Origin of the sequence: Streptomyces sp. ADI95-16 (genome assembly GCF_003721495.1) — a bacterium.
Classification (GTDB): domain Bacteria; phylum Actinomycetota; class Actinomycetes; order Streptomycetales; family Streptomycetaceae; genus Streptomyces; species Streptomyces goshikiensis.
Map to the genome: position 1 here is coordinate 7,807,709 of NZ_CP033581.1, position 24,517 is coordinate 7,832,225.

29 protein-coding genes are annotated in these 24,517 nt (G+C 72.3%); 15 read left to right on the plus strand and 14 right to left on the minus strand.

Annotated features, from left to right (window positions below):
- Positions 1-15: 15 nt before the first annotated feature.
- The gene (locus EES41_RS34790; protein WP_123082887.1) at positions 16-858 is read right to left on the minus strand and encodes a DUF4436 family protein; all 843 of its coding nucleotides are present in this window, start codon (positions 856-858) and stop codon (positions 16-18) included.
- Positions 859-1,133: 275 nt separating this feature from the next.
- Here EES41_RS34790 and EES41_RS34795 point away from each other — a divergent pair, with 275 nt between their 5' ends.
- Both EES41_RS34795 and EES41_RS34800 read left to right on the plus strand, forming a co-directional pair.
- Complete coding sequence (locus tag EES41_RS34795) at positions 1,134-2,705, plus strand: alpha/beta fold hydrolase (RefSeq protein WP_250569225.1); 1,572 nt, start codon at positions 1,134-1,136, stop codon at positions 2,703-2,705.
- A gap of 12 nt (positions 2,706-2,717) precedes the next feature.
- A complete protein-coding gene (locus EES41_RS34800) occupies positions 2,718-4,328 on the plus strand; it encodes an alpha/beta fold hydrolase (protein WP_254211685.1) in 1,611 nt (536 codons plus the stop codon).
- Positions 4,329-4,394: 66 nt separating this feature from the next.
- Here the strand turns inward: EES41_RS34800 and EES41_RS34805 are convergent, their stop codons facing one another.
- From EES41_RS34805 to EES41_RS34825, 5 genes are all read right to left on the minus strand, one after another.
- Positions 4,395-4,871, minus strand: coding sequence for a MarR family winged helix-turn-helix transcriptional regulator (locus EES41_RS34805; protein WP_164496027.1), 477 nt, complete (start codon positions 4,869-4,871; stop codon positions 4,395-4,397).
- A gap of 190 nt (positions 4,872-5,061) precedes the next feature.
- A complete protein-coding gene (locus EES41_RS34810; protein ID WP_123081863.1) occupies positions 5,062-6,009 on the minus strand; it encodes a M56 family metallopeptidase in 948 nt (315 codons plus the stop codon).
- On the minus strand, positions 6,006-6,386 hold the full coding sequence (locus tag EES41_RS34815) for a BlaI/MecI/CopY family transcriptional regulator (RefSeq protein WP_123081864.1): 381 nt from the start codon (positions 6,384-6,386) through the stop codon (positions 6,006-6,008). Before EES41_RS34815 ends, EES41_RS34810 begins: the two co-directional genes overlap by 4 nt.
- 148 nt (positions 6,387-6,534) lie before the next feature.
- Positions 6,535-7,476, minus strand: coding sequence for a M56 family metallopeptidase (locus tag EES41_RS34820; RefSeq protein WP_123081865.1), 942 nt, complete (start codon positions 7,474-7,476; stop codon positions 6,535-6,537).
- Positions 7,473-7,850 (minus strand): BlaI/MecI/CopY family transcriptional regulator, encoded by a 378-nt coding sequence (locus EES41_RS34825; protein ID WP_073780950.1) that lies wholly within the window; start codon positions 7,848-7,850, stop codon positions 7,473-7,475. The genes EES41_RS34820 and EES41_RS34825 overlap by 4 nt, the downstream gene beginning before the upstream one ends.
- A 120-nt stretch (positions 7,851-7,970) precedes the next feature.
- On the opposite strand from EES41_RS34825, the gene EES41_RS34830 reads away from it, so the two are divergent.
- The 6 genes from EES41_RS34830 to efeU all read left to right on the plus strand — a co-directional run bounded on the left by EES41_RS34830 (position 7,971) and on the right by efeU (position 13,352).
- Positions 7,971-8,654: a DedA family protein gene (locus EES41_RS34830; RefSeq protein WP_123081866.1), complete on the plus strand. Its 684-nt coding sequence runs from the start codon at positions 7,971-7,973 to the stop codon at positions 8,652-8,654.
- Positions 8,651-9,259 (plus strand): phosphatase PAP2 family protein, encoded by a 609-nt coding sequence (locus EES41_RS34835; protein ID WP_123081867.1) that lies wholly within the window; start codon positions 8,651-8,653, stop codon positions 9,257-9,259. The genes EES41_RS34830 and EES41_RS34835 overlap by 4 nt, the downstream gene beginning before the upstream one ends.
- An 11-nt stretch (positions 9,260-9,270) precedes the next feature.
- Positions 9,271-9,951: a phosphatase PAP2 family protein gene (locus EES41_RS43340; RefSeq protein ID WP_164496028.1), complete on the plus strand. Its 681-nt coding sequence runs from the start codon at positions 9,271-9,273 to the stop codon at positions 9,949-9,951.
- 69 nt (positions 9,952-10,020) lie between these two features.
- Positions 10,021-11,172, plus strand: a complete 1,152-nt coding sequence (efeO, locus tag EES41_RS34845) for an iron uptake system protein EfeO (RefSeq protein WP_123081869.1) — start codon at positions 10,021-10,023, stop codon at positions 11,170-11,172.
- A gap of 28 nt (positions 11,173-11,200) precedes the next feature.
- Positions 11,201-12,484, plus strand: a complete 1,284-nt coding sequence (efeB, locus tag EES41_RS34850) for an iron uptake transporter deferrochelatase/peroxidase subunit (RefSeq protein ID WP_123081870.1) — start codon at positions 11,201-11,203, stop codon at positions 12,482-12,484.
- Positions 12,485-12,506: 22 nt separating this feature from the next.
- Positions 12,507-13,352 (plus strand): iron uptake transporter permease EfeU, encoded by an 846-nt coding sequence (gene efeU / locus EES41_RS34855; protein ID WP_123081871.1) that lies wholly within the window; start codon positions 12,507-12,509, stop codon positions 13,350-13,352.
- 52 nt (positions 13,353-13,404) lie between these two features.
- On the opposite strand, the gene EES41_RS34860 is transcribed toward efeU, so the two are convergent.
- Positions 13,405-13,845 carry an ATP-binding protein gene (locus EES41_RS34860; RefSeq protein ID WP_254211686.1) on the minus strand — a complete coding sequence of 147 codons (441 nt, stop codon included), beginning with the start codon at positions 13,843-13,845 and terminating at the stop codon, positions 13,405-13,407.
- Complete coding sequence (locus tag EES41_RS34865) at positions 13,842-14,723, minus strand: MEDS domain-containing protein (protein ID WP_164496029.1); 882 nt, start codon at positions 14,721-14,723, stop codon at positions 13,842-13,844. The genes EES41_RS34860 and EES41_RS34865 overlap by 4 nt, the downstream gene beginning before the upstream one ends.
- A gap of 327 nt (positions 14,724-15,050) precedes the next feature.
- Here EES41_RS34865 and EES41_RS34870 point away from each other — a divergent pair, with 327 nt between their 5' ends.
- From EES41_RS34870 to EES41_RS34890, 5 genes are read left to right on the plus strand one after another with little or no spacing between them, the layout of a single operon-like run.
- A complete protein-coding gene (locus tag EES41_RS34870) occupies positions 15,051-15,854 on the plus strand; it encodes a sigma-70 family RNA polymerase sigma factor (protein WP_123081873.1) in 804 nt (267 codons plus the stop codon).
- Positions 15,841-16,290: a hypothetical protein gene (locus EES41_RS34875; protein WP_164496030.1), complete on the plus strand. Its 450-nt coding sequence runs from the start codon at positions 15,841-15,843 to the stop codon at positions 16,288-16,290. The genes EES41_RS34870 and EES41_RS34875 overlap by 14 nt, the downstream gene beginning before the upstream one ends.
- Before the next feature lie 20 nt (positions 16,291-16,310).
- The gene (locus EES41_RS34880; RefSeq protein WP_123082890.1) at positions 16,311-17,612 is read left to right on the plus strand and encodes a class I SAM-dependent methyltransferase; all 1,302 of its coding nucleotides are present in this window, start codon (positions 16,311-16,313) and stop codon (positions 17,610-17,612) included.
- Positions 17,609-18,424, plus strand: coding sequence for a DUF1295 domain-containing protein (locus EES41_RS34885; protein WP_123081875.1), 816 nt, complete (start codon positions 17,609-17,611; stop codon positions 18,422-18,424). The genes EES41_RS34880 and EES41_RS34885 overlap by 4 nt, the downstream gene beginning before the upstream one ends.
- Entirely contained in the window at positions 18,421-19,083 is a 663-nt protein-coding gene (locus EES41_RS34890) for an alpha/beta hydrolase (RefSeq protein WP_123081876.1), read from the plus strand. Before EES41_RS34885 ends, EES41_RS34890 begins: the two co-directional genes overlap by 4 nt.
- Positions 19,084-19,139: 56 nt before the next feature.
- Here the strand turns inward: EES41_RS34890 and EES41_RS34895 are convergent, their stop codons facing one another.
- The 3 genes from EES41_RS34895 to EES41_RS34905 form a co-directional block, all read right to left on the minus strand.
- Positions 19,140-20,162: a MerR family transcriptional regulator gene (locus EES41_RS34895; RefSeq protein WP_123081877.1), complete on the minus strand. Its 1,023-nt coding sequence runs from the start codon at positions 20,160-20,162 to the stop codon at positions 19,140-19,142.
- A 34-nt stretch (positions 20,163-20,196) separates the two neighbouring features.
- On the minus strand, positions 20,197-20,895 hold the full coding sequence (locus EES41_RS34900; protein WP_123081878.1) for an SDR family NAD(P)-dependent oxidoreductase: 699 nt from the start codon (positions 20,893-20,895) through the stop codon (positions 20,197-20,199).
- A 79-nt stretch (positions 20,896-20,974) separates the two neighbouring features.
- Positions 20,975-21,478, minus strand: a complete 504-nt coding sequence (locus EES41_RS34905; protein WP_123081879.1) for a DUF427 domain-containing protein — start codon at positions 21,476-21,478, stop codon at positions 20,975-20,977.
- A 125-nt stretch (positions 21,479-21,603) separates the two neighbouring features.
- On the opposite strand from EES41_RS34905, the gene EES41_RS34910 reads away from it, so the two are divergent.
- Positions 21,604-22,044, plus strand: a complete 441-nt coding sequence (locus tag EES41_RS34910) for an SRPBCC family protein (protein WP_123081880.1) — start codon at positions 21,604-21,606, stop codon at positions 22,042-22,044.
- On the opposite strand, the gene EES41_RS34915 is transcribed toward EES41_RS34910, so the two are convergent.
- Together EES41_RS34915 and EES41_RS34920 are read right to left on the minus strand one after the other, a co-directional pair.
- Entirely contained in the window at positions 22,041-22,406 is a 366-nt protein-coding gene (locus tag EES41_RS34915) for a UBP-type zinc finger domain-containing protein (RefSeq protein ID WP_254211688.1), read from the minus strand. The two genes, EES41_RS34910 and EES41_RS34915, sit on opposite strands and share 4 nt — an antisense overlap.
- A 180-nt stretch (positions 22,407-22,586) precedes the next feature.
- Positions 22,587-22,997, minus strand: coding sequence for a RidA family protein (locus EES41_RS34920; RefSeq protein WP_123081881.1), 411 nt, complete (start codon positions 22,995-22,997; stop codon positions 22,587-22,589).
- 77 nt (positions 22,998-23,074) lie between these two features.
- Here EES41_RS34920 and EES41_RS34925 point away from each other — a divergent pair, with 77 nt between their 5' ends.
- Complete coding sequence (locus EES41_RS34925) at positions 23,075-23,443, plus strand: helix-turn-helix domain-containing protein (RefSeq protein ID WP_123081882.1); 369 nt, start codon at positions 23,075-23,077, stop codon at positions 23,441-23,443.
- Between the two features lie 10 nt (positions 23,444-23,453).
- Here EES41_RS34925 and EES41_RS34930 read toward each other — a convergent pair whose 3' ends face one another.
- Entirely contained in the window at positions 23,454-24,467 is a 1,014-nt protein-coding gene (locus EES41_RS34930; protein WP_174261778.1) for an NADP-dependent oxidoreductase, read from the minus strand.
- Positions 24,468-24,517: the final 50 nt, after the last annotated feature.

Here is a 24,517-nt window from a genome sequence, read left to right on the forward strand (position 1 = left end):
CGGGCCTCGCCGGCCTCAGCGGGCGGGCCGGGGGTCGTCGTCCGGCTGGAGGGCGGTGCGGACGCCGGTGAGGACCACGGTGATCAGGCAGAGGGCGATGAGGGTTTCGGCCCACAGGAAGGCGAACCAGTCCAGCACGCAACCGATCGGGGGTGTGCCGGGAGCCGTGTTGCGGAACGCCGAGAGGGCGAACAGGGTGGCGGCCATCCAGGCGAGGGCGGGCCAGACCAGTCCCTCGACGCGGGTCGTCAGGTACCAGGCCCCCAGGAGCACGGAGGCCGCGAGCGCCCACATCACGACCATCATGAAGACCGCGAAGACGAGCACGCTCCCCGATCGGGACAACCTCAGCGCCACGACGGCCGATTGCCGGGAGGGCGTTTGTCTCGCGGAGGCCGAGAAGAGCGTGTCCTTGTTGGAGAAGTGCAAGCGCACCGGCACCTGCTCGTCCCCGAGCTGCGCCTGGAACCCGATGGCGGTCGCGTAGCTGTCGAACGGGTAGTCGCTGACCGACCCGCCGGTGAGCGCGACCTGCACGTCCCTGGTCTCAAGCCGCTCGTGCGCCTTGAACATCAGATCGCCCAGGGTGGCCCCGGAGGTCCGGAGTCTGAGATCGGCCACCGGTGCGGACCCCTCCGCTTCGCCGAGGGTCCCGCGTGGAGTGACCCAGACGCGCAGCACCAGCTCTCTGGCCGTGGCGTCGACGTTCTGGACGACGGCATCCACGTCCACCCGGTCGGCGGCCGAGGCGCCGACGGTGTGGACCGCGTCGACCGCCTGCCGCTGGGTGAACTGCAGCCACGAGCCCACGCCCACCGCCACCACGATCAGGACCGCGATGGGCAGCAGCACCGGCAGGATCGACCCGCCGGAGCCGCGTGGGCGAGGCGGGTCCGGCGGTGGGCCGGACGGTGGGCCCGACGCTGGGGTCACGGTGACTCCGACGAGGTGGGTAGGGGGTGTCCCATCGTGTCGGACGGCCGGGGGATACGGGTCGTGACCACTCCGCGTGCACCCGAACGCTTCACCCGGTAGCGTCGAAAGCGCATGTTCGGCCCACAACGTTCCCGCAAACCGCTGCGGCCCGGTCCCGTCAGAGGCCGCCGCCGATGTCGGCAAAGGAACGAGATCACATGCCCAAGCACACGATCCACGCCGTGACCGCCGCGGCGGCTCTGGCCTGCCTGGCAGCGTTCTGCCCCACACCGGTCAGCGCCTCAACGGCATCCGCCCGCATCGCCTGGCCCGGGGCGACGCCCGGCGCGACGCCCGGCCCGGCAGCCCCCCGGTTCGTCCCCGGAGCCTGTCCGAAGCCCCCCGAGCCCATCGAAGCGCTGAGCAAGGCGCGGTGCGGTTTCCTGGAGGTCCCCGAGAACCGCTCCCGCCCCGGCGGCCGGACCGTCAAGCTGGCCGTGGCGATCATCGCGTCCGCCGCGGCGAAGCCCGCCGCGGACCCGGTGGTGTTCATGGCGGGCGGCCCCGGTGCCGACACGTTCGACGACATTCCGTTCCTCATCGACTCCGGCCTGAACAAGGACCGCGAGCTGATCGTCATGGCTCAGCGCGGCAACCTGTACGACCAGCCGAACCTCGCCTGCCCGGAGGTCGACCGGTTCAACGCCCAGGCCGTGGGCCTGGGTTACGACGCCCCGCAGGCCGAACAGCTCATGCTCAAGGCGGTGAAGGACTGCCGCGCCCGCCTGACGGCCGACGGCGTCGACCTGAGCGCCTACAACACCACCGAGAACGCCGCGGACTTCGCCGACCTGCGCAAGGCGCTGGACATACCCCGGTGGAACGTCTACGGCTACTCCTACGGCAGCAACCTGGCCCTCACGTACCTGCGCCTGCACCCCGAGGGAATCCGGGCGGTGGCGATCGACTCGGTCACACCTCCCAAGGACGTGACCCTGCCGTGGACCTGGGGCAGCACCGCCGAGGGAATCCACAACATCTTCGAGGCGTGCGCGGCGCAACCGGCCTGCAAGGACCGCTACCCGGACCTCCCCCGCACGCTGACGGAGCAGGTGCGCAAGCTGGAGGCCCACCCCCTGACGCTGAACGTCAAGCCGCCGAGCGGAGGGAAGCCGGTCAAGACCGTCCTCGACGGGGGCGCGCTGCTGAACCTGATCGTCGCCTTCACCCCCCGGCCCAAGGACATCCCGGCGGCGCTCGACGAGCTCAGCCGCGGAAACCCGCAGCGCTTCGCGCAGGCCCGCGCCGCCGGCTCGGTCCAGCCGGTCGGCATGTTCGCGCACGGCCTGACGAACTCGATAGCGTGCGGCGAGTGGGCTCCGGGCTACTCGGAGTCCGACGTGCTGAAGGCCGGGCGCAAAGCCTTCCCGGGGTGGCCGGACACGGTCCTGGCCCAAGCGCCGCAACTGCCCTTCCAGTACCCGATGTGCGGTGTCTGGAACGTCCCGGACCGCGCGAAGGTCCAGCGGTTGGCGACGGTCAGCTCGGTGCCCGCGCTGCTGGTCTCCGGCACGTTCGACGTGAAGACCGGGGCGAGCTGGGCGAAGGGCGTCGCCCGCGACCTGTCCCGCTCGACCTCCATACAGGTCCCCGGAATCGGCCACTGGGTGGTCCCGCAGTCGCCCTGCGCGCAGCACGTGCTGGCGTCGTTCTTCGCCCGCCCTACCGCGCCCGACACCTCGTGCGTGGACGGTCTCGAACCCACACCGTTCACGATCATCCCGAAGTAGCGGGGAGGCCAGATGACACGCCACCACGCGCCCCGTCGTCGGAGCGTCGTACGACGACTGCGGGCCACGTCGGCCGGCCTGGCGACGGGGCTCCTCGTCACCGGCCTGCTCGTGGCGCCCGCCCAGGCACGCTCTCGCACCGACAGCAGCACCGGCCCCGCGGCGCCGATCGGCACGACCGCCCGCACGGCGGGCGACGCCCGCTACGAACCGGGCCCCTGCCCCAGGACGCCGGAACCGATCGAGGCGCTCAAGGGGGCCCGCTGCGGAACCCTCACCGTCCCCGAGAACCGTGCCAAGCCGACCGGCAAGACGATCAGGCTCGGTGTCGCGATCGTGCCCGCCGAGTCCCCCACACCGAAACCCGACCCCATCGTGTGGCTCGCGGGCGGACCCGGCGACGACGCGGTCGGGGAGGCGAAGATGGCCATCGACGGCGGCCTGAACCGCGACCGCGACGTGGTCTTCATGTCCCAGCGCGGCACGTACTCGGCCGAGCCGAACGTCCTGTGCCCCAACATCGACGAGTTCAACGCCCGCGCCGTCGGCCTCGTCTCCGACGCGCCCTCCACCGAGCGCCTGCACGTCGCGGCCACGAAGGCCTGCCGCGACCAGCTCGCGGCCCGGGGCATCGACCTCAGCGCCTACAACGACACCGAGAGCGCCGCCGACTACGACGACCTGCGCACCGCGCTCGGCATCAAGCAGTGGAACCTGTACGGCATCTCCTACGGAACCCACCTGGCACTGGTCTACATGCGCCTGCACCCGGGCGGCCTCCGCTCGGTGGCCCTCGACGGCATACTGCCGCCGTCCAAGGGCGGGTCGGCCCTGACCTGGAGCAGCGCCCGGCAGGGCCTCGACGGCCTGTTCAAGGCCTGCGCGGACCAGCCCCCCTGCGCCAAGCGCTACCCGGACCTGCCGGCCACCTTCGACAAGCTCGTCCGCGACCTCGAAGCCAAGCCGGTCACGACCACCGTCACCCTTCCCGGGAGCGACAAGCCGGTGAAGGTCGTACTGGACGGCGGGGCCCTGGTGAACTGGATGACCTCCGCCACCCACGTCGCACCCCAAGTCCCCATCGCCCTCGACGAGCTGGCGCACGGCAAGCCCCAGCGGATCGCCAGGCAATGGGCCGGCGGCAAGCTCAGCCCCGCGGCCATGGGCAGGGTCGCGCACGGTCTCGTCTACGGAGTCTTCTGCAGCGCGTGGACTCCGTACGAGAGCCAGGAACAGGCGCTCCGAGGCGGCCAGATGGCGTTCCCGTCCTTCCCCCGCTCGGTGCAGGCCCAGGCTCCGCAGCTCACGTTCCTGCGTCCGGACTGCGCCGCCTGGAACGTCCCCGCGGCCGCGCCCTCGATCCGGGACGTCACGCGCGGCGACATCCCCACCCTCGCCCTGTCGGGCGGCTTCGACTCCCAGACCGGTGCGGACAACGGGCCGTACGTCGCCCGTACGCTGAGCAAGGCCAAGGTCGTCACGGTCCCCTACGAGCCGCACGTGGTGTTCGCCACCTCGAAGTGCGCCCAGGAGATCGCCACCTCCTTCTTCAACACCCCGGCCGCACCGAAGACCGGATGCCTGAAGGGCCTCGAACCGCCCGAGTTCGAGATCGGTCCCTGAGCCGGCGCGGAGGTACGGACCGATCTCAACGCGCCCCGCTCTTGGCCGACCGGCCGGCCGGCTCGTCTAGATCCGGGAACCCGGGTGCGACCCACCGGATCGGGCGGCGCTCGCGCACACCCGGCGCAGCAGGTAGTGCAGTTGCGCGCGCTCACCCTTCGTGAGGGACGCCAGGAGGACGTCCTGTACGCCGCTCACGTGGTCGAGCGCGGTCGCCCGGGCCGCGGTACCCGCCGCGGTGAGGGCCATCACCTCCTGCCGGCCGCCCGCGTTGACCACCAACGCCTGGACCAGCCCCTGGCTCTGGAGGTCGTCCAGCACCCGTGAGGCTTCGGCCGGCGGGGCGCCCACCCGCGCTGCGAGGTCGCGCCGCGCGTGCGGCCCGAGATCGGCCAGCACCTTGAGGATCGATTGGTGGAGCAGGCTCGACCCGCGCGCCTCCAGGCTCTCGGCCATCAGCGCCTGGGCGGATTCGCCCGCCGCCGCCAGGAGTTCCACGGTCGTCCCGGAGGGATTCGATGCCCCGTTCCCCCTGTCGTACACGTCGCATCCAATCACTGGGGAGGGGGACGCCACCTCCGAGCCGACCCGCTGCGGTCGGCCGTCACGCGCTGCCGCGCGTGCACACGGCACTTGGGGGCGTGCCGAGGTACGTGCGGCAAGTCCAGGCTCACCATACTTACACCCAGGGTGATTGGTCTACATCAAAGTCGACGCTCAGGGGCTCGGCAGCTCAGCGGCTCAGCAGGGCCCGTGCGGTGAGCTCCACGTACTCGTGCAGCCCGTACGCCAGGCCCAGCGCCAGTACCGCCGACACCGCCACCGCGGTCGCCAGGCCCACCGCGGCGGCCTGTGCCCCGCGGGCCCGAGGCCGGACGGGCGCCGGCCGCAGCAGGGCTTCGACCCGTTGCGGGACCGGCCCGCTACCCACCGACAGGAGGGGGCCGTGGCCCTTGCCGGGCTGCCCGGTGGAGGCGGCGGCCAGCGCCGCGCGTGCGATGGCGGTCGCCGCCAGCCGACGGTTGCCCACGGAGGAGGCCGCCGTCTCGTCCGCCCACCGTTCGAGGTGCAGGTCCAGGGCGGGGCGCAGGGAGCGCAGGGCCGGGTGCACCGCAGCGGCGAGATAGGCGGTGACGGACAACAGGTGGTGGCGGCCCGCGAGATGGGCCCGCTCGTGGCCGAACAGCACCTCGCGCTCCGCCGGGCCGAGAGCCCGGATCATGCCCGTCGTCACCACGATCCGTCCGCTGCGCCCCCGCCACCCCGGCAGCGCGAACGCCTGCGGGTCGGGGCCCGGTACCACCAGCAGGTCACCGTCGGGCACCGCGTCGCCCGTGGCGGACCAGGCGCGCGCGAGCACGGAGCGGTGTTCGTGCCAGCGGCGGACCACCAGGACCGTCTGGAGGGCCAGCGCCACTCCGGCCGCGGCGGCGACCGGCACGGTGGCCGGCCACTCGGCGGCCGCGCGGGGGAGGGGAACCTGTTCGAGGGCGGCGAGGAAGGGGACGTGGAACAAGCCGATCAACGCCGCCACGGTGCCCACCGCCAGCAGCAGGGCCGCCCCGGTCAAGGCCGCGCAGGCCTCTCGCGGCGGCAGCAGCGCCGCCAGCCGGCGGGCGGCAGCCGCCGCGCCCCACGGCAGTACGAGCGCCAGCATCACCCCGGCCAGCACCAGGGTCATTCGCCGTCCTCGGACTCCATGAGCAGGCGCCGCAGTGCCTCCTCGTCGTCCCCGGACAGTGAGGACACGAACCGCTTCAGTACGAGGTCGCGCTGCGGCTCCCGGTCCAGCTCCCGCCGCATGCGGCCGGCCGCCAGGCCGGCGGCGTCGTCCGCCGCCGCGTAGGCGAAGCCCCGGCCGGAGCGGGTCCGTACGAGCGTGCCCTTCTCGTGCAGCCGGGTCAGGATCGTCGTGACCGTCGTTCGGGCCAGGTCCCGGCCGAGCGCGCCGTTGATCTGCTGCGGCGTCAAAGGCTCTTCGGCCGCCCACAAGACCGCCAGCACGTCCGCGACGAGCTCGCCGTGCGGACGCCTCGCGTCCCGACCGTCCTCCACCATCCCGCTACCGCCCTGCTGTGCCGATACGTAGGTTTGCCTTGCCTCACTCTACGGGGCGTGGATCAGGCCGGGCCCCGGCCGTACTGCCATGGCCGACCGGGCCCGGAGGGCCGGCGCGACGCGGCCCCGTACTCCTCGGCGTGGTACCTCAGGGGGATTCGCCCTGGGCGATCTCGATGCCGTCGTGGAGCTCGTCGGCCGCGTGGAGGGACGCCCCGGCGGACAGGGCCACGCAGGACAGCAGCGCGAGTGTCGCCGCCCGGCGGACGAGGGGCCGTATCGCCCTGCCGGGGTCGGGGCCGCCGAGCAGAGCGGCGACGCGCTTCGGAACGGGACCCGCGGTCGCCGCGAGGGCCGGACCCGGGCGCGTGGTCGCGACGGCGGACGCGGCACGGGCGGCCAGAGCGGCCCGCGCGATGGCCCGGGCCGTGAGTCCGCGATCTCCGACGGCCGCGGCCGCGGACTCGTCGGCGCTGCGTTCCACCGCGTAGGCCAGGGGTTCGCGCAGTGCGCGAAGGCCCGGGTGGCACAGGCCGGCCAGGTCGACCACCGCGGTGAAGAGGTGGTGGCGGTCCTTGAGGTGGGCCCGCTCGTGGGCGAGCAGGGCCTCGCGTTCGGGCGCGGAGAGCGCGCGGATCATGCCGGTGGTGACCACGATGCGGCCGGGGCGGCCGGGAAGCGCGTAGGCATCGGGGTAGTGGTCGGCCAGGACGACGAGCTCGCTGTCCGAGCGGGCCGCCAGAGCCCGTGCCCGCCTCAGCCGCCGCTGTCGCCGCCCGGCTCCCCGGACCAGCAGGGTGGTGCAGCAGACCAGGAGGGCCGCCGCCACGGCGGCGACGGCGACGACGGCATCCGGCGCCCCGGAGGCGAGCGGTACGAGCAGGTGGCCCACGGCGGCCACGGCGGGCACGTGGGTGGCGCCGGGGACGACGAGCAGGGCCAGAGCGCACGTGCTCGCGCCGGCGAGGCCGATCGCGGCCAGGGCCAGCACCAGGACGGCGTGCCGCGGCGGCAGGCTCGCGGGAAGCCGACGGGCGGCTGGACCGGCGAGGAACGGCAGGACCAGCGGCAGCCACACGGTGTAGATCACGAAGGGCGTCCGTCCCCGTCGAGCAGCGAACGCAACAGGCGCTCGTCCTCGTCGCCCAGCTGCGAGACGAACCGGCTCAGCACCGCGCCCCGGTCCTCGTCCTTCGCCAGTTCCGCGTGCATCCGCCGGGCGGTGAGTCCCGACGCGTCCTCGGTCGGGAGATAGGCGAAGCCGCGGCCGGACCGTTCCCGGCTCACGGTCCCCTTCTCGTACAAGCGGGTCAGGATCGTCGTCACCGTCGTGCGGGCGAGCGCACCGCCGAGAGCCTCCTGCACCTGTCCCGGCGTCAACGGCCGTCCGGCGGCCCAGAGCGCGGCCAGGACCCCCGCCTCCAGCTCGCCGGCGGGACGCCGCTCCCCGTGTGTGTCGCCCATGCGCTCGCTCCTGTCCTCACCGGTCGTCTACAGTAACGTAGACCGTCTACAGAGTTGTAGTCGTAGGTGGCGGGGCGTGGCCCGGCCCCTGTTCCTCTCACCTCACGGGAGCTGCTCGGCATGCCCCTGCACATCCTCGCGGCAGCGTCGCGGACGCTCGGTCCACAGGCCGTCAACCTGCTCGACGCCGGCTCGCTCCTGTCGGCCTTCGGCGCTCTCGGCGTCGCGGTCGTCCTCTTCGTCGAGACGGGTCTCCTCGTCGGCTTCTTCCTCCCCGGCGACTCCCTGCTCTTCACCGCCGGCCTCCTGTGCGTGCGCGGAAACCACGGGCCGGTGCACCTCTCCCTCCCGCACGTCTTGTGCGCGGCGGTGGCCGGCGCCCTCCTCGGCGCCCAGACCGGCTATCTCATCGGCCGCCGAGGCGGACGCGCCCTGCTCGCTCGAAGCCGCAGCCGCAAACTCCACGAAGGCGCCGAACGGGCCGAGGGACTCCTCGACCGCTACGGACACGCCAAAGCCATCCTCCTGGCCCGCTTCGTCCCGATCGTGCGCACCGTCGCGAACCCCATGGCCGGCGCCCTGGGCGTTTCCGCGCGCGTCTTCACCCTCTGGCAGGTCATCGGCGGCCTCGTGTGGACCGTCGGCCTGGTCCTCGCCGGCTACGCCCTCGGCTCCTCGGTTCCCGACATCGACCGCTACCTCCTGCCGATCGTCGCCCTCGTCGTCCTCGTATCACTCACCCCGCTGGCGGTGGAGACGATCCGCCGCCGCAGCGACCGCACCTCGAACGGAAACCCGCATTGAGCCTGCTCGCCCTGGACGGACCCGCCGTCGACGGAAACCTGTACACCTGGCTCACGGGAGTCGCCCGGCAAGCCCCCTCCTGGCTGGACGGCCTGATCTCCGCCTGGTCCACCTACGGCCTCGCCCTCTTCGCGGTCCTGATGCTCCTCGGCTGGTGGCGCGCCAGGGAGGCCGGTGATCCGCACGCAACGGCTACGGCGCTGGCCGCGCCCCTCGTGGCGACCGCAGCCTTCCTGGCCGATACGGGCATCAAGTCCCTCGTCCGGGAACAGCGGCCCTGCCAGACCCTGCACACGCTGACGCTGGAGGCCTGCCCGCCCCTGGGCGACTGGTCCTTCCCCAGCAACCACGCCGCCATCGCGGCCGCCGCCGCGACGGCCCTGTGGCTCGTCGACCGCCGACTCGCGGCGATCGCGGTCCCCGCCGCGCTGCTCATGGCCCTGTCCCGCGTCTGGGTGGGCGCGCACTACCCCCACGACGTACTTCTCGGCCTCGCCGTCGGCGTGTGCGTCGCCTGGCCGCTCACCCGTGCCGCCCGCCACGCGGCTCCGCTCGTGAAGCGGCTGGGCTCCACCGCGCTGCGTCCTCTGGTCGCCCCCCGGTGAACCCGGGCGCGGTGTCCCTCCCGACGCGCTGGGCGCTGGTCTCGGCCCTGTCCGCGTCCCTGTTCGGGCTCTTGGCCCTCCTCGTGACTGCCCGCCACGGGACCCCCTGGGCCCTGGACCGGAGCCTGCACCTGTGGTCGGTACGGCACCGCCCCCCGGTCCTCTTGGCCCTCGCCCGCGCGATCACCGCGACGGGTACCGGTCCCGTTCCCTACCTCTGCGCCGTCACCGCGGGCCTCGTCGTGGGCGTGGGCCGGGGCGCGTGGGGCCGGTTGTTGCCGGTCGCGGGAGCCCTGGGGTTCCTGCTGCTGGTCCAGGGCATGCGTTACGCCGTCCTGTTCGCGGTGTCCCGGCCCCGCCCGCCGGCCGGGGGCTGGGCCACCCACGCCCACGGGTTCGCCTTTCCCTCCGGCCACACCAGTACGTCGGCCACGGCGGCGGGGCTGCTGGCATGGGCCCTGTGGCGAACGGCCACTCCGGCCGCCGCCCGGGCCGGCTGGTGCGTGCTGGCCTGCTGGGCCGTCGCGGTCGGCCTGACCCGCGGTTACCTCGGCGTGCACTGGCCCAGCGATGTACTGGGCGGCTGGCTCTACGCCCTGACCTGGCTCGCTGCCGCGACCGCGTGCGCCGCGAGGACGTACCGCACCGACCGGCCGGCGCCGCCCGGCCCACGATCGTCTACAGTTCCGTAGACGACAGGGCAGCCTTGCCTTACCGTGGCCCATCGAAGTCCATCCGCTCCGCCCTGCCTGGGAGTACGCATGTCCACCACTGCCCGTTCGGCGCTCCTCGCGACCACCGGTCTCGCGATAGCCGTCGCCGCCGCCACGGGGTGCGCCCAGAAGAGCGGCGCCAGTGGCGACGGCGCGATCAAGGTGGCGGCTTCTGACACCGCCTGCGAGCCGTCCAAGACCGAGTTCCCGGCGGGCAAGGCGACCATCGAGGTCGAGAACAAGGGCGCCAAGGTCACCGAGCTGTACCTGCTCTTCCCGGACGGCCGCATCGTCGCCGAGCGCGAGAACATCGGCCCCGGCACCAAGGCCTCCATCACCGCCGAGATCAAGGCGGGCGACTACGAGTTCGCCTGCAAGCCCGGCATGAAGGGCGACGGCATCCGCACCAAGGTCAAGGCAACCGGCAAGGGCGGCGAGAAGCGCAGCCCCGAGCTGGACGCCGCGGTCGCCGCCTACCGCGCGTACGCGCAGGAGCAGGCCGACGAGACCTTGCCGAAGGCGCAGGCCTTCGCGGACGCCGTCAAGGCCGGGGACGTCGAGGCCGCGAAGAAGGCGTACGCCGTCTCCCGCATCGGCTGGGAGCGCACCGAGCCGGTCGCCGAGTCCTTCGGTGACATCGACCCGAAGGTCGACGTCCGCGAGGACGGCCTGGAGGCCGGCCAGGACCCGGCGAAGGACTGGACGGGCTGGCACCGCCTGGAGAAGTCCCTCTTCCAGGACGGCAAGATCACCGACCAGGACAAGAAGCTCGCCGACACCCTGATGGCCGACCTCACCGACTGGCAGAAGAAGGTCGGCCAGGCGGAGATCACCCCCACCTCGATGGCCAACGGCGCCAAGGAGCTCCTCGACGAGGTCGCCACCGGCAAGGTCACCGGTGAGGAAGAGCGCTACTCCCACACCGACCTGGTCGACTTCAAGGCCAACGTCGAGGGCGCGCAGAAGGCGTACGAGCTGCTCAAGCCGACCGCCGAGAAGAACGACCCGGCCCTGGTCAAGCAGCTCGACACCCAGTTCTCCGCTCTCGGCGTCCTGCTGGACAGGTACCGCGCGGACAAGAACGGCTACGACTTCACCTCCTACGACAAGGTCGGCGACGCGGAGCGCAAGGAGCTGTCGGACGGGGTCAACTCCCTGGCCGAGCCGCTGTCCAAGCTCGTCGCCGCCGTCGCCAAGTAACCGCGGTCAGGGAGAGGCAGGAACCACCATGACCGATCTGGTCAACGAGTCCGACCAGCAGCAGCGGGAGCCCGAGGACGTCGCGCCCCGGCCATCGCGCCGCGCCCTCCTCGGCTGGGGTGGTGCCGGGCTCGCGCTCGGCGCCGCCGCGGCGGGCGGTACCGTCGCGGCGCTCAGGAGCGGCACCGACACCGTGCCGGCCGGGATGACCGGCTCGGCCGTGCCCTTCCACGGGGAGCACCAGGCGGGCATCGCCAGCGCGGTCCAGGACCGTCTGCACTTCGCGGCGTTCGACGTGACGACGAAGGACCGCGCCGCCCTGGTGCGGCTCCTGAAGGACTGGACGCGGGCGGCCGAGCGGATGACCGCGGGCCTCCCGGTCGGCGAGGGCGCCGTCGGCGGCCTGCCCCAGGCCCCGCCGGACGACACCGGCGAGGCCCTCGGCCTCAAGCCGAACCGGCTCACGCTGACCATCGGCTTCGGCCCCGGCCTGTTCGCCAAGGACCGCTTCGGCCTGGAGGACAAGCGCCCCGAGGCCCTGGTCGACCTGGAACAGTTCCCCGGCGACAACCTCGACGCGGCCCGCTCCGGCGGCGACCTGTGCGTCCAGGCCTGCGCGGACGACCCGCAGGTCGCGGTGCACGCCATCCGCCAGCTCGCCCGCATCGGCTTCGGCAAGACCGCGATGCGCTGGTCCCAGCTCGGCTTCGGGAAAACCTCCTCGACCACCCCCGACGAGCAGACCCCGCGCAACATGATGGGCTTCAAGGACGGCACCCGGAACATCTCGGGCACCGACACCGCCGCCCTGGACAAGCACGTGTGGGTCGCCTCCGGCGACGGCGCCGACTGGATGACCGGCGGCTCCTACCTCGTGGCCCGCCGCATCCGCATGCACATCGAGACCTGGGACCGCACCCCGCTCCAGGAACAGGAGGACATCTTCGGCCGCGACAAGGCCGAAGGCGCCCCGGTCGGCAAGCCCAGGGAACACGACGCACCGTTCCTGAAGGCGATGAAACCGGACGCCCACGTCCGCCTCGCACACCCCGACAGCAACGACGGCGCGACGATCCTGCGCCGCGGCTACTCCTTCACCGACGGCACCGACGGCCTCGGCCGGCTCGACGCGGGCCTGTTCTTCCTCGCCTACCAGCGCGACGTCCGCAAGGGCTTCGTCCGGATCCAGCGGGCGCTGTCGAAGAGCGACTCGCTCAACGAATACATCCAGCACGTGGGTTCGGCCGTCTTCGCCGTCCCGCCGGGCGTCCGCGACACGGACGACTGGTGGGGCCGGACGCTGTTCGTGTGACCACCGGAAGGAAAACAACGCCGTGTTCGGCAACTACCTGATCGGGCTGCGCGAGGGGCTCGAAGCGAGCCTGGTCGTCTGCATCCTCATCGCCTACCTCGTGAGGACCGGCAACAAGGGCAAGCTCGGGCCGGTCTGGCTGGGCGTCGGTCTCGCCGTGGCCCTCTCACTGGGCTTCGGAGCCGCCCTCCAGTTCGGCTCCTCCACCCTGACCTTCGAGGCGCAGGAACTGCTGGGCGGCGGCCTGTCGATCATCTCGGTCGGCCTGGTGACGTGGATGGTCTTCTGGATGAAGCGCACCGCGCGGCACCTGAAGGCCGAGCTCCACGGCAGGCTTGACGCGGCCCTTGCCGTGGGAACCGGGGCCCTGGTCTTCACCGCGTTCCTGGCCGTCGGCCGCGAGGGCCTGGAGACCTCCCTGTTCATCTGGACCGCCGTCCAGGCCACCGGCGACGGCATCCGCCCCCTGATCGGGGCGATGCTCGGGCTGCTCACCGCCGTAGTGCTGGGCTGGCTGTTCTACCGGGGCGCCCTGAAGATCAACCTGGCCAAGTTCTTCACCTGGACCGGCGCCATGCTGGTCGTGGTGGCCGCGGGCGTCCTCGCCTACGGATTCCACGACCTCCAGGAGGCCGGATTCCTCCCCGGCCTGCGCTCCCTGGCGTTCGACATCAGCGACACCATCCCCTCCGACAGCTGGTACGGAACCCTGCTCAAGGGCGTGTTCAACTTCCAGCCCAACCCGACGGTCCTCCAGACCGCGGCATGGGCGCTCTACGTCATCCCCGTGATGGCCCTCTTCCTCGCACCACCGCGCCGCACCACTGCCTCCGCCGGAAGTGCGGCCCCGACCCCGACGAGGACCTGATCCGTCTTCGGCCCCGGCGCCGCCCAACTGGCCGACGCCCTGCCCGACATGGCTACGTGGCTGCGTCGCTACGTACGCCGAGCCGCATGGTGTAGGTGACGCGGGCGCCGACGGTGTCCGTGGCGATTTCCATGCTGTCGGTCATCTGGCGCACGAGCCAGAGGCCGCGTCCGTCCTCGGCCGCTCCCAAGTCGGGCAGGGAGCGGGGGACACTGCCTTCGTCGAAGCCCGGGCCCTCATCGCTGACCTGGCAGCGCAGCGCGTCCCGGCTTTGATAGAGCCTGAGCGTGCCGGATCCTCCGCCATGGCGTACCGCATTGCAGACCACCTCGTGCATGGCCAGGACGAACTCGGCGCGGCGCGGCTGGCCGAGTCCGGCGATCAAGGCGAGCTCGTCGACCCGGAGGCGCAACTTCCCCAGGTCCACGGCGCGGAAGCGCGTGTCCAGCAGGAGTTCTTCTGCCTCCAGGGCGGGTGTCAGCCGCAAGGTCACCACACGCTCCCTTCGTCCTCGACCAGGAACAGGGTTCCCACCCCGCGCGCTCCGAGGCGGCGGAGCAACTCCGCGTTGAACGGGGAGCAGCGAACCTCCACCCGCCTGGCCGGGCGGGCTTGCCGGACCTGACGGAGCACCTCTGTCCCGCAGGTCACCGAAAGGAAGGACACCGGGGTGAGGTCGATGAGCAGGGGATGATCGGCGGACGGTCCGCTGAGCGCATCTTCCAGCGCGGCGCTCCACTGCGCGCGGGTCGACCAGTCGGCTTCCCCCACCAGCCGTAGCCCGTGATCGAAGTGAAAGGCGCCCAGCTCTCCGGGACGCTCCAGGAGTGCCACCGGATGCCCGACGCGCATGGCCTCCACCGTCTCGGGGGTGAACCGGCGGCGGTCATACGAACAGATCTCCGCGTAAAGGCGGTCGGTGAACAGGGCTTCCGCATGCGTTTCCCGGTGCATGACGCCCTCGACGTCCATGCCGAGGTCCTGGACCCACGCCATGTCGATGATCGAACGCAGCCCCGCGTACCCTTCGGACCGAGCCTGCTCGGTCTCCTCGCGTAAACGGCCCATCTGGCGCTCAGCGGTGAAACTCCGGTGCGGATCGATGAGTTCCCGCATGCTGGTGAACCGCAACTGGCCACGGCTCACGGCCGCCTCGGACACCCCGTCAGGGAACAGCTGGCGGAAGGCCTCGTCATGGGGTACGTCCGGATCGGCCATGACGACGACCTTTTCGCCCCGGGCCAGTCCAAGCTGTGCGAAGACCCCCAGCACCCCCCATCTCAGCTCGTCGTCCTCGTAATGCGCGAAAGCGTGATCTCCCAGGCGCATCTGCTCTACCGCCAAGGTGTGGGCATCCACAGGAACGGCCATGCCCCCCTCCCTTCGTCCGACTGGCCCCACCGGCTCCAACAGAACCGACATGGCCACGATGAAGACAGCGACGCTACAACTCGGCACGCGGGCGTGGGTCCCCGGAACGGTTTTGGATGAAATTTGAACCATACGGGACGCTTCCTGTCCGTGCGGCCTCTCCGGGACGGGTGGCGATTCGATGCAGAACCGGTGCGACTTGAAATGAGGAATCCGCTGAGCGCACGCTCATACGGCCGGACGCGATTGGCCCGGTGGCAGCCCGGTCACAGCTGAGCGGGCGCCCGCTCCCGTACCGGCTCCGGCCGGGCAGGAAGAGGAGTCGTCATGAGCGACGGACGTTCGGTTCTTCCTGGCAGGTCGTTGCCCAGCGGCCCCCGTGCCCCGTTCTGGCCGGATGCCCGGCCCAGCTCGGCCACCTCGCCCGCCTCGGCAGATCCGACGGACGCGGAGATCGGCGCCGGTCTCGCGAGCGGGGACGAGCGTTCCCTGGAGCTTGCCTTTCGCCGATGGGGCAGGCTGATCCACGGGCTGGCGAGCCGGACGCTGGGCGATCCGCTGGAGGCCGAGGACGTCACCCAGCAGGTGTTCCTGGCGGCCTGGCGGGGGCGCGGCTCCTACCGCCCTGACCGGGGCCCGGTCCCCGCATGGCTGGTCGGTATCACCCGGTACAAGATCGCCGATGCGCTCTCCGACCGCACCCGAAGGCTCTCGCTGGTGGCGGAGGCCGCGGCCGGCCCGCCGCCGCAGGCGGCTGCCGGCGGGGAACTCGACCGCCTTCTCGACAGGGTCGTGGTCGCGGATGAACTGGAGCGTCTGTCTCCCGCTCAGCGGGACGTCCTGGCACTCGCCTACTTCGCGGATCTGACCCAGCAGCAGATCGCGCAGCGGACCGGAATGCCACTGGGCACCGTGAAGGCCCATTGCCGCCGCGGGCTGCTCCGGATGCGCGTACGCCTCGCTCCCCAGGCTTCCGCCGCGCCGACGGCCCCCGAGGCCGGACCCCGGACGGGCGGACGGGGATCGGGCCCATCCGGGAGGGGGTCGGCACCGAATCAGAACGGAGGACGGGCGCGAAGGGCGCCCGCGGTCCATGGAGTGCGAGGGGGAGGGGATCATGAGCGGGCTTAGCGTCACGGTGATGGTGGGGGCGGGTGTGGCCGGCCCGCCAGCCGCGTCCGCGCTCTCGCGCGGGCAGGACGTGGTCCCGTACGAGGTGGCCACCCATGGCTCCTTTGGCTCCTTCCCGAAACGCGGCGGGTTCACTGCGTGCTTCGTGGCCCACCGCGTCTTCCCGCTCGCCTCCGCGATCCGGCCCTGCCCCCCGGACACCCCGCTTCGACACCCGGCGGACCGCCACCGGTTCCCGTCCCGCACGGCACGCCCCGCGACGGTGCGGGTCAGCAACGACCTGAACCGCCTGCGCAGGCTCGCCGCGGCCGAGCCGCACCCCGTCACCCCCAACGCGGACGGCGGCGGCGGCGAGGGCGCCGTCCCCGCCCGCACGGTCCACGAACAGCCCGTCCGCCCCCGACCCGTTCCCGAGACCCGAAAGGGCCTGCTGTGACCATCTCCCCGCCGCCGATCCTGACCGCGTACGCCAGCGGCTACGAGTCCGCCGGCGCCGCGCCCGTCGACCCGGCGCGCTGGCCCGACGTCGCCCGCCTTCCCCGCTCCACGGCCCTGCGTACGGCGGTCGCCCGGCGGATCGTGGAACACGCGCTCTCCAAGGCCCCGTTGCGGATACGGCACGGCGCCCGGCACCACGGCGGGATCCCCGCACCCGCCGACGGCGGCGGCGGACACCCCGCACTGGTCCTGCACGATCCGGCCGCGTTCCACCGCAGGATCGGCGCGGACGGCCTCATCGGCTTCGGCGAGTCCTACATGGCCGGCGAGTGGGACGCCGACGACCTGGTGGCCGTCCTCACGGCCCTGGCCTCCCACGCCGACGACCTCGTACCCGCGCCCCTGCGCCGGCTCCGAGGCGCCTGGGTCCACCGGCGTCCCGCCGACGACCGCAACAGCCTGGAGGGGGCCGGCGACAACGTCCGCCGCCACTACGACCTGTCGAACGACCTCTTCGCCCTCTTCCTCGACCCCAGCCTGACCTACTCCTCGGCGCTCTTCACCGAGCTGCCCGCCACGCACGGGGACCTCACCGCCGCCCAGCACCGCAAGATCGACCGGCTCCTCGACCTGGCCCGCGTCGGGCCGGGCACCCGCCTGCTGGAGATCGGCACCGGCTGGGGCGAACTCGCGCTGCGCGCCGCGGCCCGCGGCGCCGAGGTCCTGACCGTGACCCTCTCCGCCGAGCAGCGCGACCTCGCCGTACGGCGGATCGCGGCCGCGGGACTGTCCGACCGGGTCACGGTCGAGCTGCGCGACTACCGTCAGGTCCACGGCCACTTCGACGCGGTCGTCAGCGTCGAGATGATCGAGGCGGTCGGCGCCGAGTACTGGCCGGTGTTCTTCGCCACGCTCCGCCGACTGCTCGCGCCAGGCGCGAGCGTGGCGCTGCAGGGCATCACCATGCGGCACGAAAGCATGCTGAACACGGCCCGCACGCACACCTGGATCAGCAAGTACGTCTTCCCCGGCGGGCTCATCCCCTCCCGGGAGGCCATCGCGGGGGAGAGCGCGGCCGCCGGTCTGCGCATCACCGACGACACCGGCTACGGCGACCACTACGCCGAAACCCTGAAGCTGTGGCGGGAAGAGTTCCTGCGGCAGGCCGAGGCCGTCACCGCCCTCGGTTTCGACCGGGTGTTCCTCCGCATGTGGGAGCTGTACCTGGCCTACTCCGAGGCGGGATTCCGCTCGCGCTACCTCGACGTACGCCAGCTCCGCCTGGTCGCCGACGGTCCCGTACCGGGGAGCCCGCGATGAACTGGAGCGCCTTCGCGAGCAATCTGGCCGCCTCGGCCGGAGCGGCCCTCGCGGTGATGCTGGCCACCTTCGCGATCGCCCTCCGGCTAGGGATCCACCGGATCGTGGACATCGCCTGGGGCATCGCGTTCGCCGCCGTCGCCCTCGTCACCTGGGTCCTGTCCGCGGGCTACGGGGACGACCTCCGCAGGCTCCTCGTCCTGGCGGCCACCTGCCTGTGGGGGCTGCGGCTGGCGCTGCACATCGCCCGGCGCGCCCGCGGTCACGGCGAGGACCCCCGCTACGCCGCCATGCTCGCACGGGCTCCCGGCAGCCCCGCCCGGTACGCGCTGCGCAAGGTCTACCTCCTTCAGGGATCCCTGGTCTGGCTCGTCTCGCTGCCCGTGCAGGCCGCCGCCTACCTGCCGGGCGGTCCCGACCCCCTCATGGTGCTCGGGCTCGTGCTGTGGGCTGCCGGCCTGGGCTTCGAGGCGGTGGGAGACCACCAACTCGCAACGTTCAAGTCCGACCCCGCCAACCGGGGCCGGATCATGGACCGGGGCCTGTGGGCCTGGACCAGACACCCCAACTACTTCGGAGACTTCCTCGTCTGGTGGGGCCTGTACCTGACGGCGTGTACGACCTGGCAGACAGCGGCCCTCACCCTCGTCTCGCCCCTGACCATGACGGGACTGCTCGTCTGGGGCAGCGGCAAGCGGCTCCTGGAAGCCCATATGGCCGACCGCCCCGGCTACGCCGACTACAAGGCCCGTACCAGCGGATTCCTGCCCCGGCCCCCGCGCGGGACCACTCTCCCGCCGGTGGCCCGATGACCGCCTCCGCGGCCCTCGGCCCGCGATCCCCGCGCGATCCGGCGGGTGCGCTCCTCGTCCATCGCGCTCCCGCCGTGCCCACGGCGGCCGTGCTCCTGCTCCACGGAGGCAGGGCCGAGGGAATGGAGCCACCGCCCCGGGTCAACCTCCCCGCCCTGCGGATGCGCCCGTTCGTGGCGGCCGCGACGAGCGCGCTCGATGGCAGGAGGGTGCTCGTGGGGGAGGTGCGCTACCGGCACCGGGGCTGGAACGGGGACCGCCGCGACCCGGCCAGGGACGCCCAAACCGCCCTCGACATCCTGCGCGAGCGGGCCGGGCCGCTTCCCGTGGTCCTCATCGGCCACTCCATGGGCGGCCGTGCGGCCCTGCGCGCGGGCGGCGACCCGATGGTCCGGGGCGTCATCGCCCTGGCCCCGTGGCTGCCCGCGGGGGAACCCGTAGCGCACCTCGCGGGGCGGAGGATCTACGTCCTGCACGACCCGGCCGACCGCGTCACCGCCGCTTCGGACTCCTGGGCCTTCGTCCACCGCGCCGCCGCGGCCGGTGCCGAAGCCGCCGCGATCCCCATGGCGGTCGGCGGGCACACGATGCTCCGCTCCGCCTCGACCTGGCATCAGCGGGTGGCCCAACTCACCGCGGGCCTCCTCGCGGACGACTGAGCAAGCCGGCGCGGACACCGCCTCGCGAGGCGGTGTCCGCACAGCGGCGAACGAGGTCAGCCGCCGGCCTGGTCCGGAGCGGTCAACGAAGCGGACGCGAGGGCGCAATGCCGGGTGAGGACGTCCAGCGCCTCGCTCAGGCTGGCCGGACAGAGCATGCCCGGTGCGGCCGTGCGCTTTCCCCAGCCGGGGCCGGCCAGCACCACGAGCGGATGGGTACGGGCCCCCTTGATCCCGAAGCCGGTGTTCGCGACGAGGCGGGCCACGGCATGGCTCGCGGTGTGGCGGGACTGCGACCACAGGACCACAGCTGACGGGCCCAGCCGCCGCACCGCCGCGTTCAGCGCTTCGGCCGGAACGGCCGCGCCCAGCATCCGCATCGGCAGTCCGCGCTCGGTGAGGCAGGCCGCGAGGGCTTCGAGGGGAAGCGTGTGCGGCTCACCCGGAGCACAGGACAGCAACACCGGCGCCGCCTCAGCGGGCGGGGCGCTGCCGGTGATCCGCCGCAGGGCCGTGGAGATGTGCCAGGACAGCAGGTGTTCCACCTCCACGTAGCGGTCGTCCGAGGACTCCCACTTGCGGCCCACCGCGTGCAGGGTGGGTGCCATGACCTCTTCCCAGGCCGTCACCAGCCCGTGCGTGGCCACCAGGTCCGCGAGGAGCTCGTCCAGAACCGGGCCGTCCAGCCGCACCGCCGCGCGGGCCAGACCCCGGAATTCCTGGCGGACCCCACCGAGCGGCAGACCGTTGCCCGACCCCGGACCGCGGCCTCGCCGCGCACCGGCGGTGGGCTGCGGTGTCCCAGCGGTGGCCAGGGGCGCGGCAGCGGAGCCAGGAGGGCGCCCGGCCCGGGCAAGGGCCGTGCCGGCCGCCTCCGCCGGGGGCACCCCAGAGGTGGTCAGCCGGCACATCTCCTCCAGCATCGCGATGTCCTCGGGCGCCCAACGCCGGTGCCGGCCGCCTTCGCGCACCGAGGGCCCGATCCCGTACCGGCGGTCCCAGGACCGCAGCGTGGTGGGGGAGACCCCCAGACGCCGGGCCACCGCCCCTGTGGTGATGCGGTAAGGCGTGTCAGGCATGTCACCAGCCTACGAAGCGAGCCGAGCGTGCGGGCTAGGGCGTGACCCGGACGGAGTCCGGGTCACGCCGCCCGGCGTGGGCGGCCAGGGCCGGTGCGACCACGAGTCGTGACACCGCCTCCTCCGGGTCGCCGCCCGGCCCGAAGGCCGGGGCACGGCCCACCACCGGGCGCTGGGCGAACCCCGTGTCCAGATGCGGCAGGCGCGCGTCGGTGACGGTGATGTGCCGGCGGCGGGCCTCACGCCCGGCGACCCCCAGCCAGGTGGCCAGAGCCGTCTTCGCCGCCGCGTAGTCGGCCATCCCGAGGGCCGGCCGGTCCACGATCTCCCCGGTCACCACGACGGCCGCACCACCCGCGTCGAGGACCTCAAGGGCGCCGCGCGCCACCGTGATCGGGGCCAGCGCGTTGACGGTGAACAGATGCTCGCACGCGGGGATCGATACCTCCGTGGCCGGACCGAAGCCCGCCACGCCGACCGCCACCACGACGGCGTCGAGACCCCCCAGCGCGTCCCGCGCCCACCCGGCCAGACCGGCGCACCGGTCGAGGTCATAGGCGTCGAACACACGCCACGGCCGCCCTCCGAGCGCCTCGGCCCGTTCCTCCAGCCGGCCCCGGTTCCGTCCGGCGAGCGCGACTTGCGCTCCGTGTCCCGCCAGCTGCCGGGCGGCCACTCCACCGACCGCGCCGCCGGCTCCGACCACAAGCATCCGCCGGCCCGACTCGCCCATGACCACGCTCCTTTCGGTGAGCCCGCCCCCACCCCTTCTTCGGGGGCCACGGCGTTGCCGGATGCGGGACGAGCCCCGATCACCAGCCCAAGGTGCCGGACCCGCCCTTGAAGGGGCCCTCGATCTCGTCCGTGATCCAGCCGCCGTAGAACCCGCCCGGCTGGGCGCGCACCCGCTCCCCGTCAACCGTGCACACCTCCACCCGGTCGGGGTAGAAGGCCAGGTGCCCGGTGAGAGCCTCGTATCCCGGTCCCGGCGCTTCGTAGCTCCAGGCGGCATCGGGCACGGGAGGGTGGTCTGCCGGCCCTCGCAAGGTCCAGTAGGCGGCCATGCCCTTCCACTCGCACGCACTGCGGCGCCCGGAGTCGGACAGCAGCTCGACGCGTACGTCCGCGGCCGGAATGTAGAACACCGGCGGGTGACTGGTCTCCAGCACCCTGAGACAACGGTGGGAGTCGGCCAGTGCCACGCCCCGATCCCGTACCACCACGTGGCGCGTGTCGGGTTCGATCCGGGGCGGACGCGGATAGTCCCACACCGATTCCCTCCGCACACGGCCCTCTGCGCCTGATGTTCCGCTCATGACGTCGTCTCCCGCTCTTCACGTGGCCCGGCTCCGGTGGTGCATCCGCGCGGCCCTCCCGGAGAGAAGGCAGTAGGTCGGTGGAATCTCGATTCGGCCTGACGGGCCGGTAAGGGGCAGCTGTCGTGATCACGGTGCAGCGGGACATTCTCGTCGGACTTCCCCTCAACGACTTGGTCGCCTACCTGGAGGACTTCACGCGAACCGAGGAATGGGACCCGGGAACGGTGCGCTGCGTGCAGGTCGGCGAAGGGCCGGTGCACCAGGGAACCGAGTGGCGGAACACCTCTCGTTTCCGCGGCCGGACCAGCGACCTGCGCTACCGGCTCGCGTCCCGGGAGCCGGCCCGGCTCTTGTTCGTCGGTGAGAACAAGACCGTCACGGCCACCGATGACCTGACCTTCCAGGCCCGGTCGGCCACGACCACGCTCCTCACCTACACGGCGTCCTTGCGGTTCAAGGGGGTGGCGCGGCTGGCCGCACCCTTCTTGAGGCCCGAGTTCGAGCGGCTGGCGGACGAAGTCGCCGCCACGCTGCCGTCCGCGGCGACCACCCTCCGCGGTTAGCACGGCTGCCGCCGTGAAGTCCCCGAACCGCTTTCGCCGGAGCGGACCAGGAAGACCTCGTCGGCGAAGCACCAGGCCCAGTCCTCGCCGGGATCCAGCGAGAGCACGACCGGATGCCCGCTCCGCACGTGGTGGTCGTGGGCGTGCGCGCCCCGAGAGCTGTCGCAGCATCCGACGCGTCCGCACGTCACGCACCGGCGCAGCCGCACCCAGCTCCATCCGCGCGCCAGACAGTCCGGGCAGCCGGCCGGCCGGGCGGGCGAGGACATCGCGGAGGGCGCCAGGAGCGCGAGGTGCGCGCAGGCCCGCCCCTCCGGCCGGCCGCCGTCGGCCGCCACCTGCCAACCGAGACCACCCACCATCGACCCTCCTCACCGCGTCAGCCCGCCTCCGCTCCGGACGGGGAGGCCTTCCGTACTCGATTCCTTCGGCCCGAGGGGCGCGGACGGATGCGGCCACGGCTGATTCGTCCGGTCTCACCGAGCACGCCCCCCCGCCCGCCGGAGCAGGGGGCGGCCCGCGACGCCCGTGCGCCCCGGGCATCAGTCGAGCAGCGCGGTCGCCTCGACCTCGACGAGCACGTCCGGCTCGAAGAGGTAGTCGACACCGATGAGGGAAGCCGGTGGCATGGGGAGCCGGAGCCCGATCTCATCGGCGACGGCCTCCACACCGGCCATCAGGTCGCCGATCTTCTCCGGGCTCCACCGGGTCACGTAGAACGTCAGGCGCAGCACGTCCGCGAACGACGCGCCCGCGCCCGACAGTCCGACGGAGGTGTTGCGCAGCGCCTGGGCGACCTGACCGGCCAGATCGCCGGGCGCGACCGGAGTTCCGTCGGCCCGGCGCGCGATCTGCCCGCTGACGTGGACGTGCTTCGTCCCGGTGCCGACGGCCACGTGGTGGTACGGAACCGGCTGCAGCATGCCTTCCGGCGTGAAGTGCTGAACAGTCATGGCTGTTCCTCCTTCGAACTAGGTATTCGTAAGCTACTTAGTGGAAGAAGGACACTTCAACGAGACCAGGTTTCGCCATGGATACCGACGACGAATTCCGCATCGACCTCCCGCACCGCGAACTGCTGGACCAGATCCTCGACAAGTGGTCGCTCAGCGTCCTCAACGAGCTGTGCGAACGCCCGTGCCGCTTCAACGAACTGCGCCGGGCCGTCCCGCAGGTCACGCAGAAGTCATTGACCGCGACGCTGAGACGACTGGAACGAAACGGCGTGATCGAGCGCGAGGTGGTCTCCACCCGCCCGGTGGCGATCAGGTACCGGATCACACCGCTCGGCAAGACCCTTCGGCCTCCGGTGGACGTGCTACTGGCGTGGGCCTCGGAGAACATGCCCGCCATCGCACGCGCACGCGAAGCCTTCGACGCACAGGCCGGGAGCCACTGACGGCGTGCCGTTACGCGACGGTGAGCACGATCTTGCCTCGGATGTGCCCTCGGGCGGCGCGTTCGTGCGCCGCGCGGGCGTCCGCGAGCGGGAACGTGCTGTCGAGTGCGACACGCACCGCGCCCGTGTCGAGCAAGCGCCCCAAGTCGGCAAGCTGAGCGCCGTTCGACCGGACCTGGGTGCCCGTGACGGTGATGCCCAGCTCCGCGTTCTCCCTGTCGTCGAACTCGCCGAAGTACACGGGGTAGAGGGACCCGCCGCGCTTCACGGACCGCAGGAAGCGCCTGCTGTGGGGACCTCCTACTGTGTCCAGGACGAGATCGACGTCACGGGCGACTTCCTCGGGCCGTTCCTTGGTGTAGTCGATGAACTCATCCGCGCCGAGTTCGCGCAGGAACGTCTCGTGGGCACCGGAGGCCACGGCGATGACCCGGGCCCCCTTCCACTTGGCCAGCTGAAGAGCGAGGTGCCCCACGCCGCCGGCGGCGCCGTTGACGAGCACCGTGGTCCCGCTGTCGATCGCCATCGGGCGGTGCCGGGCTTCCTGGAACGGCGAGGGGTGGTCGTGCCCGAGTTCGATCAAGAACTGCCACGCCGTCAGCCCGGACATGGGCAGGGCGGCGGCGTGCGCGTGGTCGACGGTGGCCGGCTTGCGGGCGAGGTCGGTCGCCGGTGCGGTGACGTACTCGGCGTACGCGTTGCCTTGGAGGGCGGTGGGGAAGCGCAGGAGGCCGATCACCTCGTCTCCGACCGAGAAGCCGTTGGTGTCGGCGCCGAGCTCTTCCACGACGCCTGAGATGTCGGTCCCCGGAGTCAGGGGAAGGCGGAACGGGGGCCTCAGCTCGGGAGGTACGTCGGGCATTCCCTCGCGGGCGTACCAGTCGGGAGGGTTGATGCCGGCCGCGTGCACGCGGACGAGCACCTCACCCGGTCCCGGTTCGGGAACCGGCACCCTCTCGTAACGCAGGACTTCAGGGCCGCCGAAGGTGTGCAGCCGGATCGCCGCCATGGTGCGCGTCGTCATCGTTCTCTCCTGTCCGTGTCGCGGGATACGCTTATCCGGATCGGCGATCC

Excerpts from the sequence above, each read along its gene's own strand:
- EES41_RS34795 (WP_250569225.1), top strand. The coding sequence starts at position 1,134 with ATGCCCAAGCACACGATCCACGCCGTGACCGCCGCGGCGGCTCTGGCC.
- EES41_RS34800 (WP_254211685.1), top strand. The coding sequence starts at position 2,718 with ATGACACGCCACCACGCGCCCCGTCGTCGGAGCGTCGTACGACGACTG.
- EES41_RS34810 (WP_123081863.1), bottom strand. The coding sequence starts at position 6,009 with ATGACCCTGGTGCTGGCCGGGGTGATGCTGGCGCTCGTACTGCCGTGG.
- EES41_RS34815 (WP_123081864.1), bottom strand. The coding sequence starts at position 6,386 with ATGGTGGAGGACGGTCGGGACGCGAGGCGTCCGCACGGCGAGCTCGTC.
- EES41_RS34825 (WP_073780950.1), bottom strand. The coding sequence starts at position 7,850 with ATGGGCGACACACACGGGGAGCGGCGTCCCGCCGGCGAGCTGGAGGCG.
- EES41_RS34830 (WP_123081866.1), top strand. The coding sequence starts at position 7,971 with ATGCCCCTGCACATCCTCGCGGCAGCGTCGCGGACGCTCGGTCCACAG.
- efeO (WP_123081869.1), top strand. The coding sequence starts at position 10,021 with ATGTCCACCACTGCCCGTTCGGCGCTCCTCGCGACCACCGGTCTCGCG.
- efeB (WP_123081870.1), top strand. The coding sequence starts at position 11,201 with ATGACCGATCTGGTCAACGAGTCCGACCAGCAGCAGCGGGAGCCCGAG.
- EES41_RS34865 (WP_164496029.1), bottom strand. The coding sequence starts at position 14,723 with ATGGCCGTTCCTGTGGATGCCCACACCTTGGCGGTAGAGCAGATGCGC.
- EES41_RS34870 (WP_123081873.1), top strand. The coding sequence starts at position 15,051 with ATGAGCGACGGACGTTCGGTTCTTCCTGGCAGGTCGTTGCCCAGCGGC.
- EES41_RS34875 (WP_164496030.1), top strand. The coding sequence starts at position 15,841 with ATGAGCGGGCTTAGCGTCACGGTGATGGTGGGGGCGGGTGTGGCCGGC.
- EES41_RS34885 (WP_123081875.1), top strand. The coding sequence starts at position 17,609 with ATGAACTGGAGCGCCTTCGCGAGCAATCTGGCCGCCTCGGCCGGAGCG.
- EES41_RS34890 (WP_123081876.1), top strand. The coding sequence starts at position 18,421 with ATGACCGCCTCCGCGGCCCTCGGCCCGCGATCCCCGCGCGATCCGGCG.
- EES41_RS34895 (WP_123081877.1), bottom strand. The coding sequence starts at position 20,162 with ATGCCTGACACGCCTTACCGCATCACCACAGGGGCGGTGGCCCGGCGT.
- EES41_RS34900 (WP_123081878.1), bottom strand. The coding sequence starts at position 20,895 with ATGGGCGAGTCGGGCCGGCGGATGCTTGTGGTCGGAGCCGGCGGCGCG.
- EES41_RS34905 (WP_123081879.1), bottom strand. The coding sequence starts at position 21,478 with ATGAGCGGAACATCAGGCGCAGAGGGCCGTGTGCGGAGGGAATCGGTG.
- EES41_RS34915 (WP_254211688.1), bottom strand. The coding sequence starts at position 22,406 with ATGGTGGGTGGTCTCGGTTGGCAGGTGGCGGCCGACGGCGGCCGGCCG.
- EES41_RS34920 (WP_123081881.1), bottom strand. The coding sequence starts at position 22,997 with ATGACTGTTCAGCACTTCACGCCGGAAGGCATGCTGCAGCCGGTTCCG.
- EES41_RS34925 (WP_123081882.1), top strand. The coding sequence starts at position 23,075 with ATGGATACCGACGACGAATTCCGCATCGACCTCCCGCACCGCGAACTG.
- EES41_RS34930 (WP_174261778.1), bottom strand. The coding sequence starts at position 24,467 with ATGACGACGCGCACCATGGCGGCGATCCGGCTGCACACCTTCGGCGGC.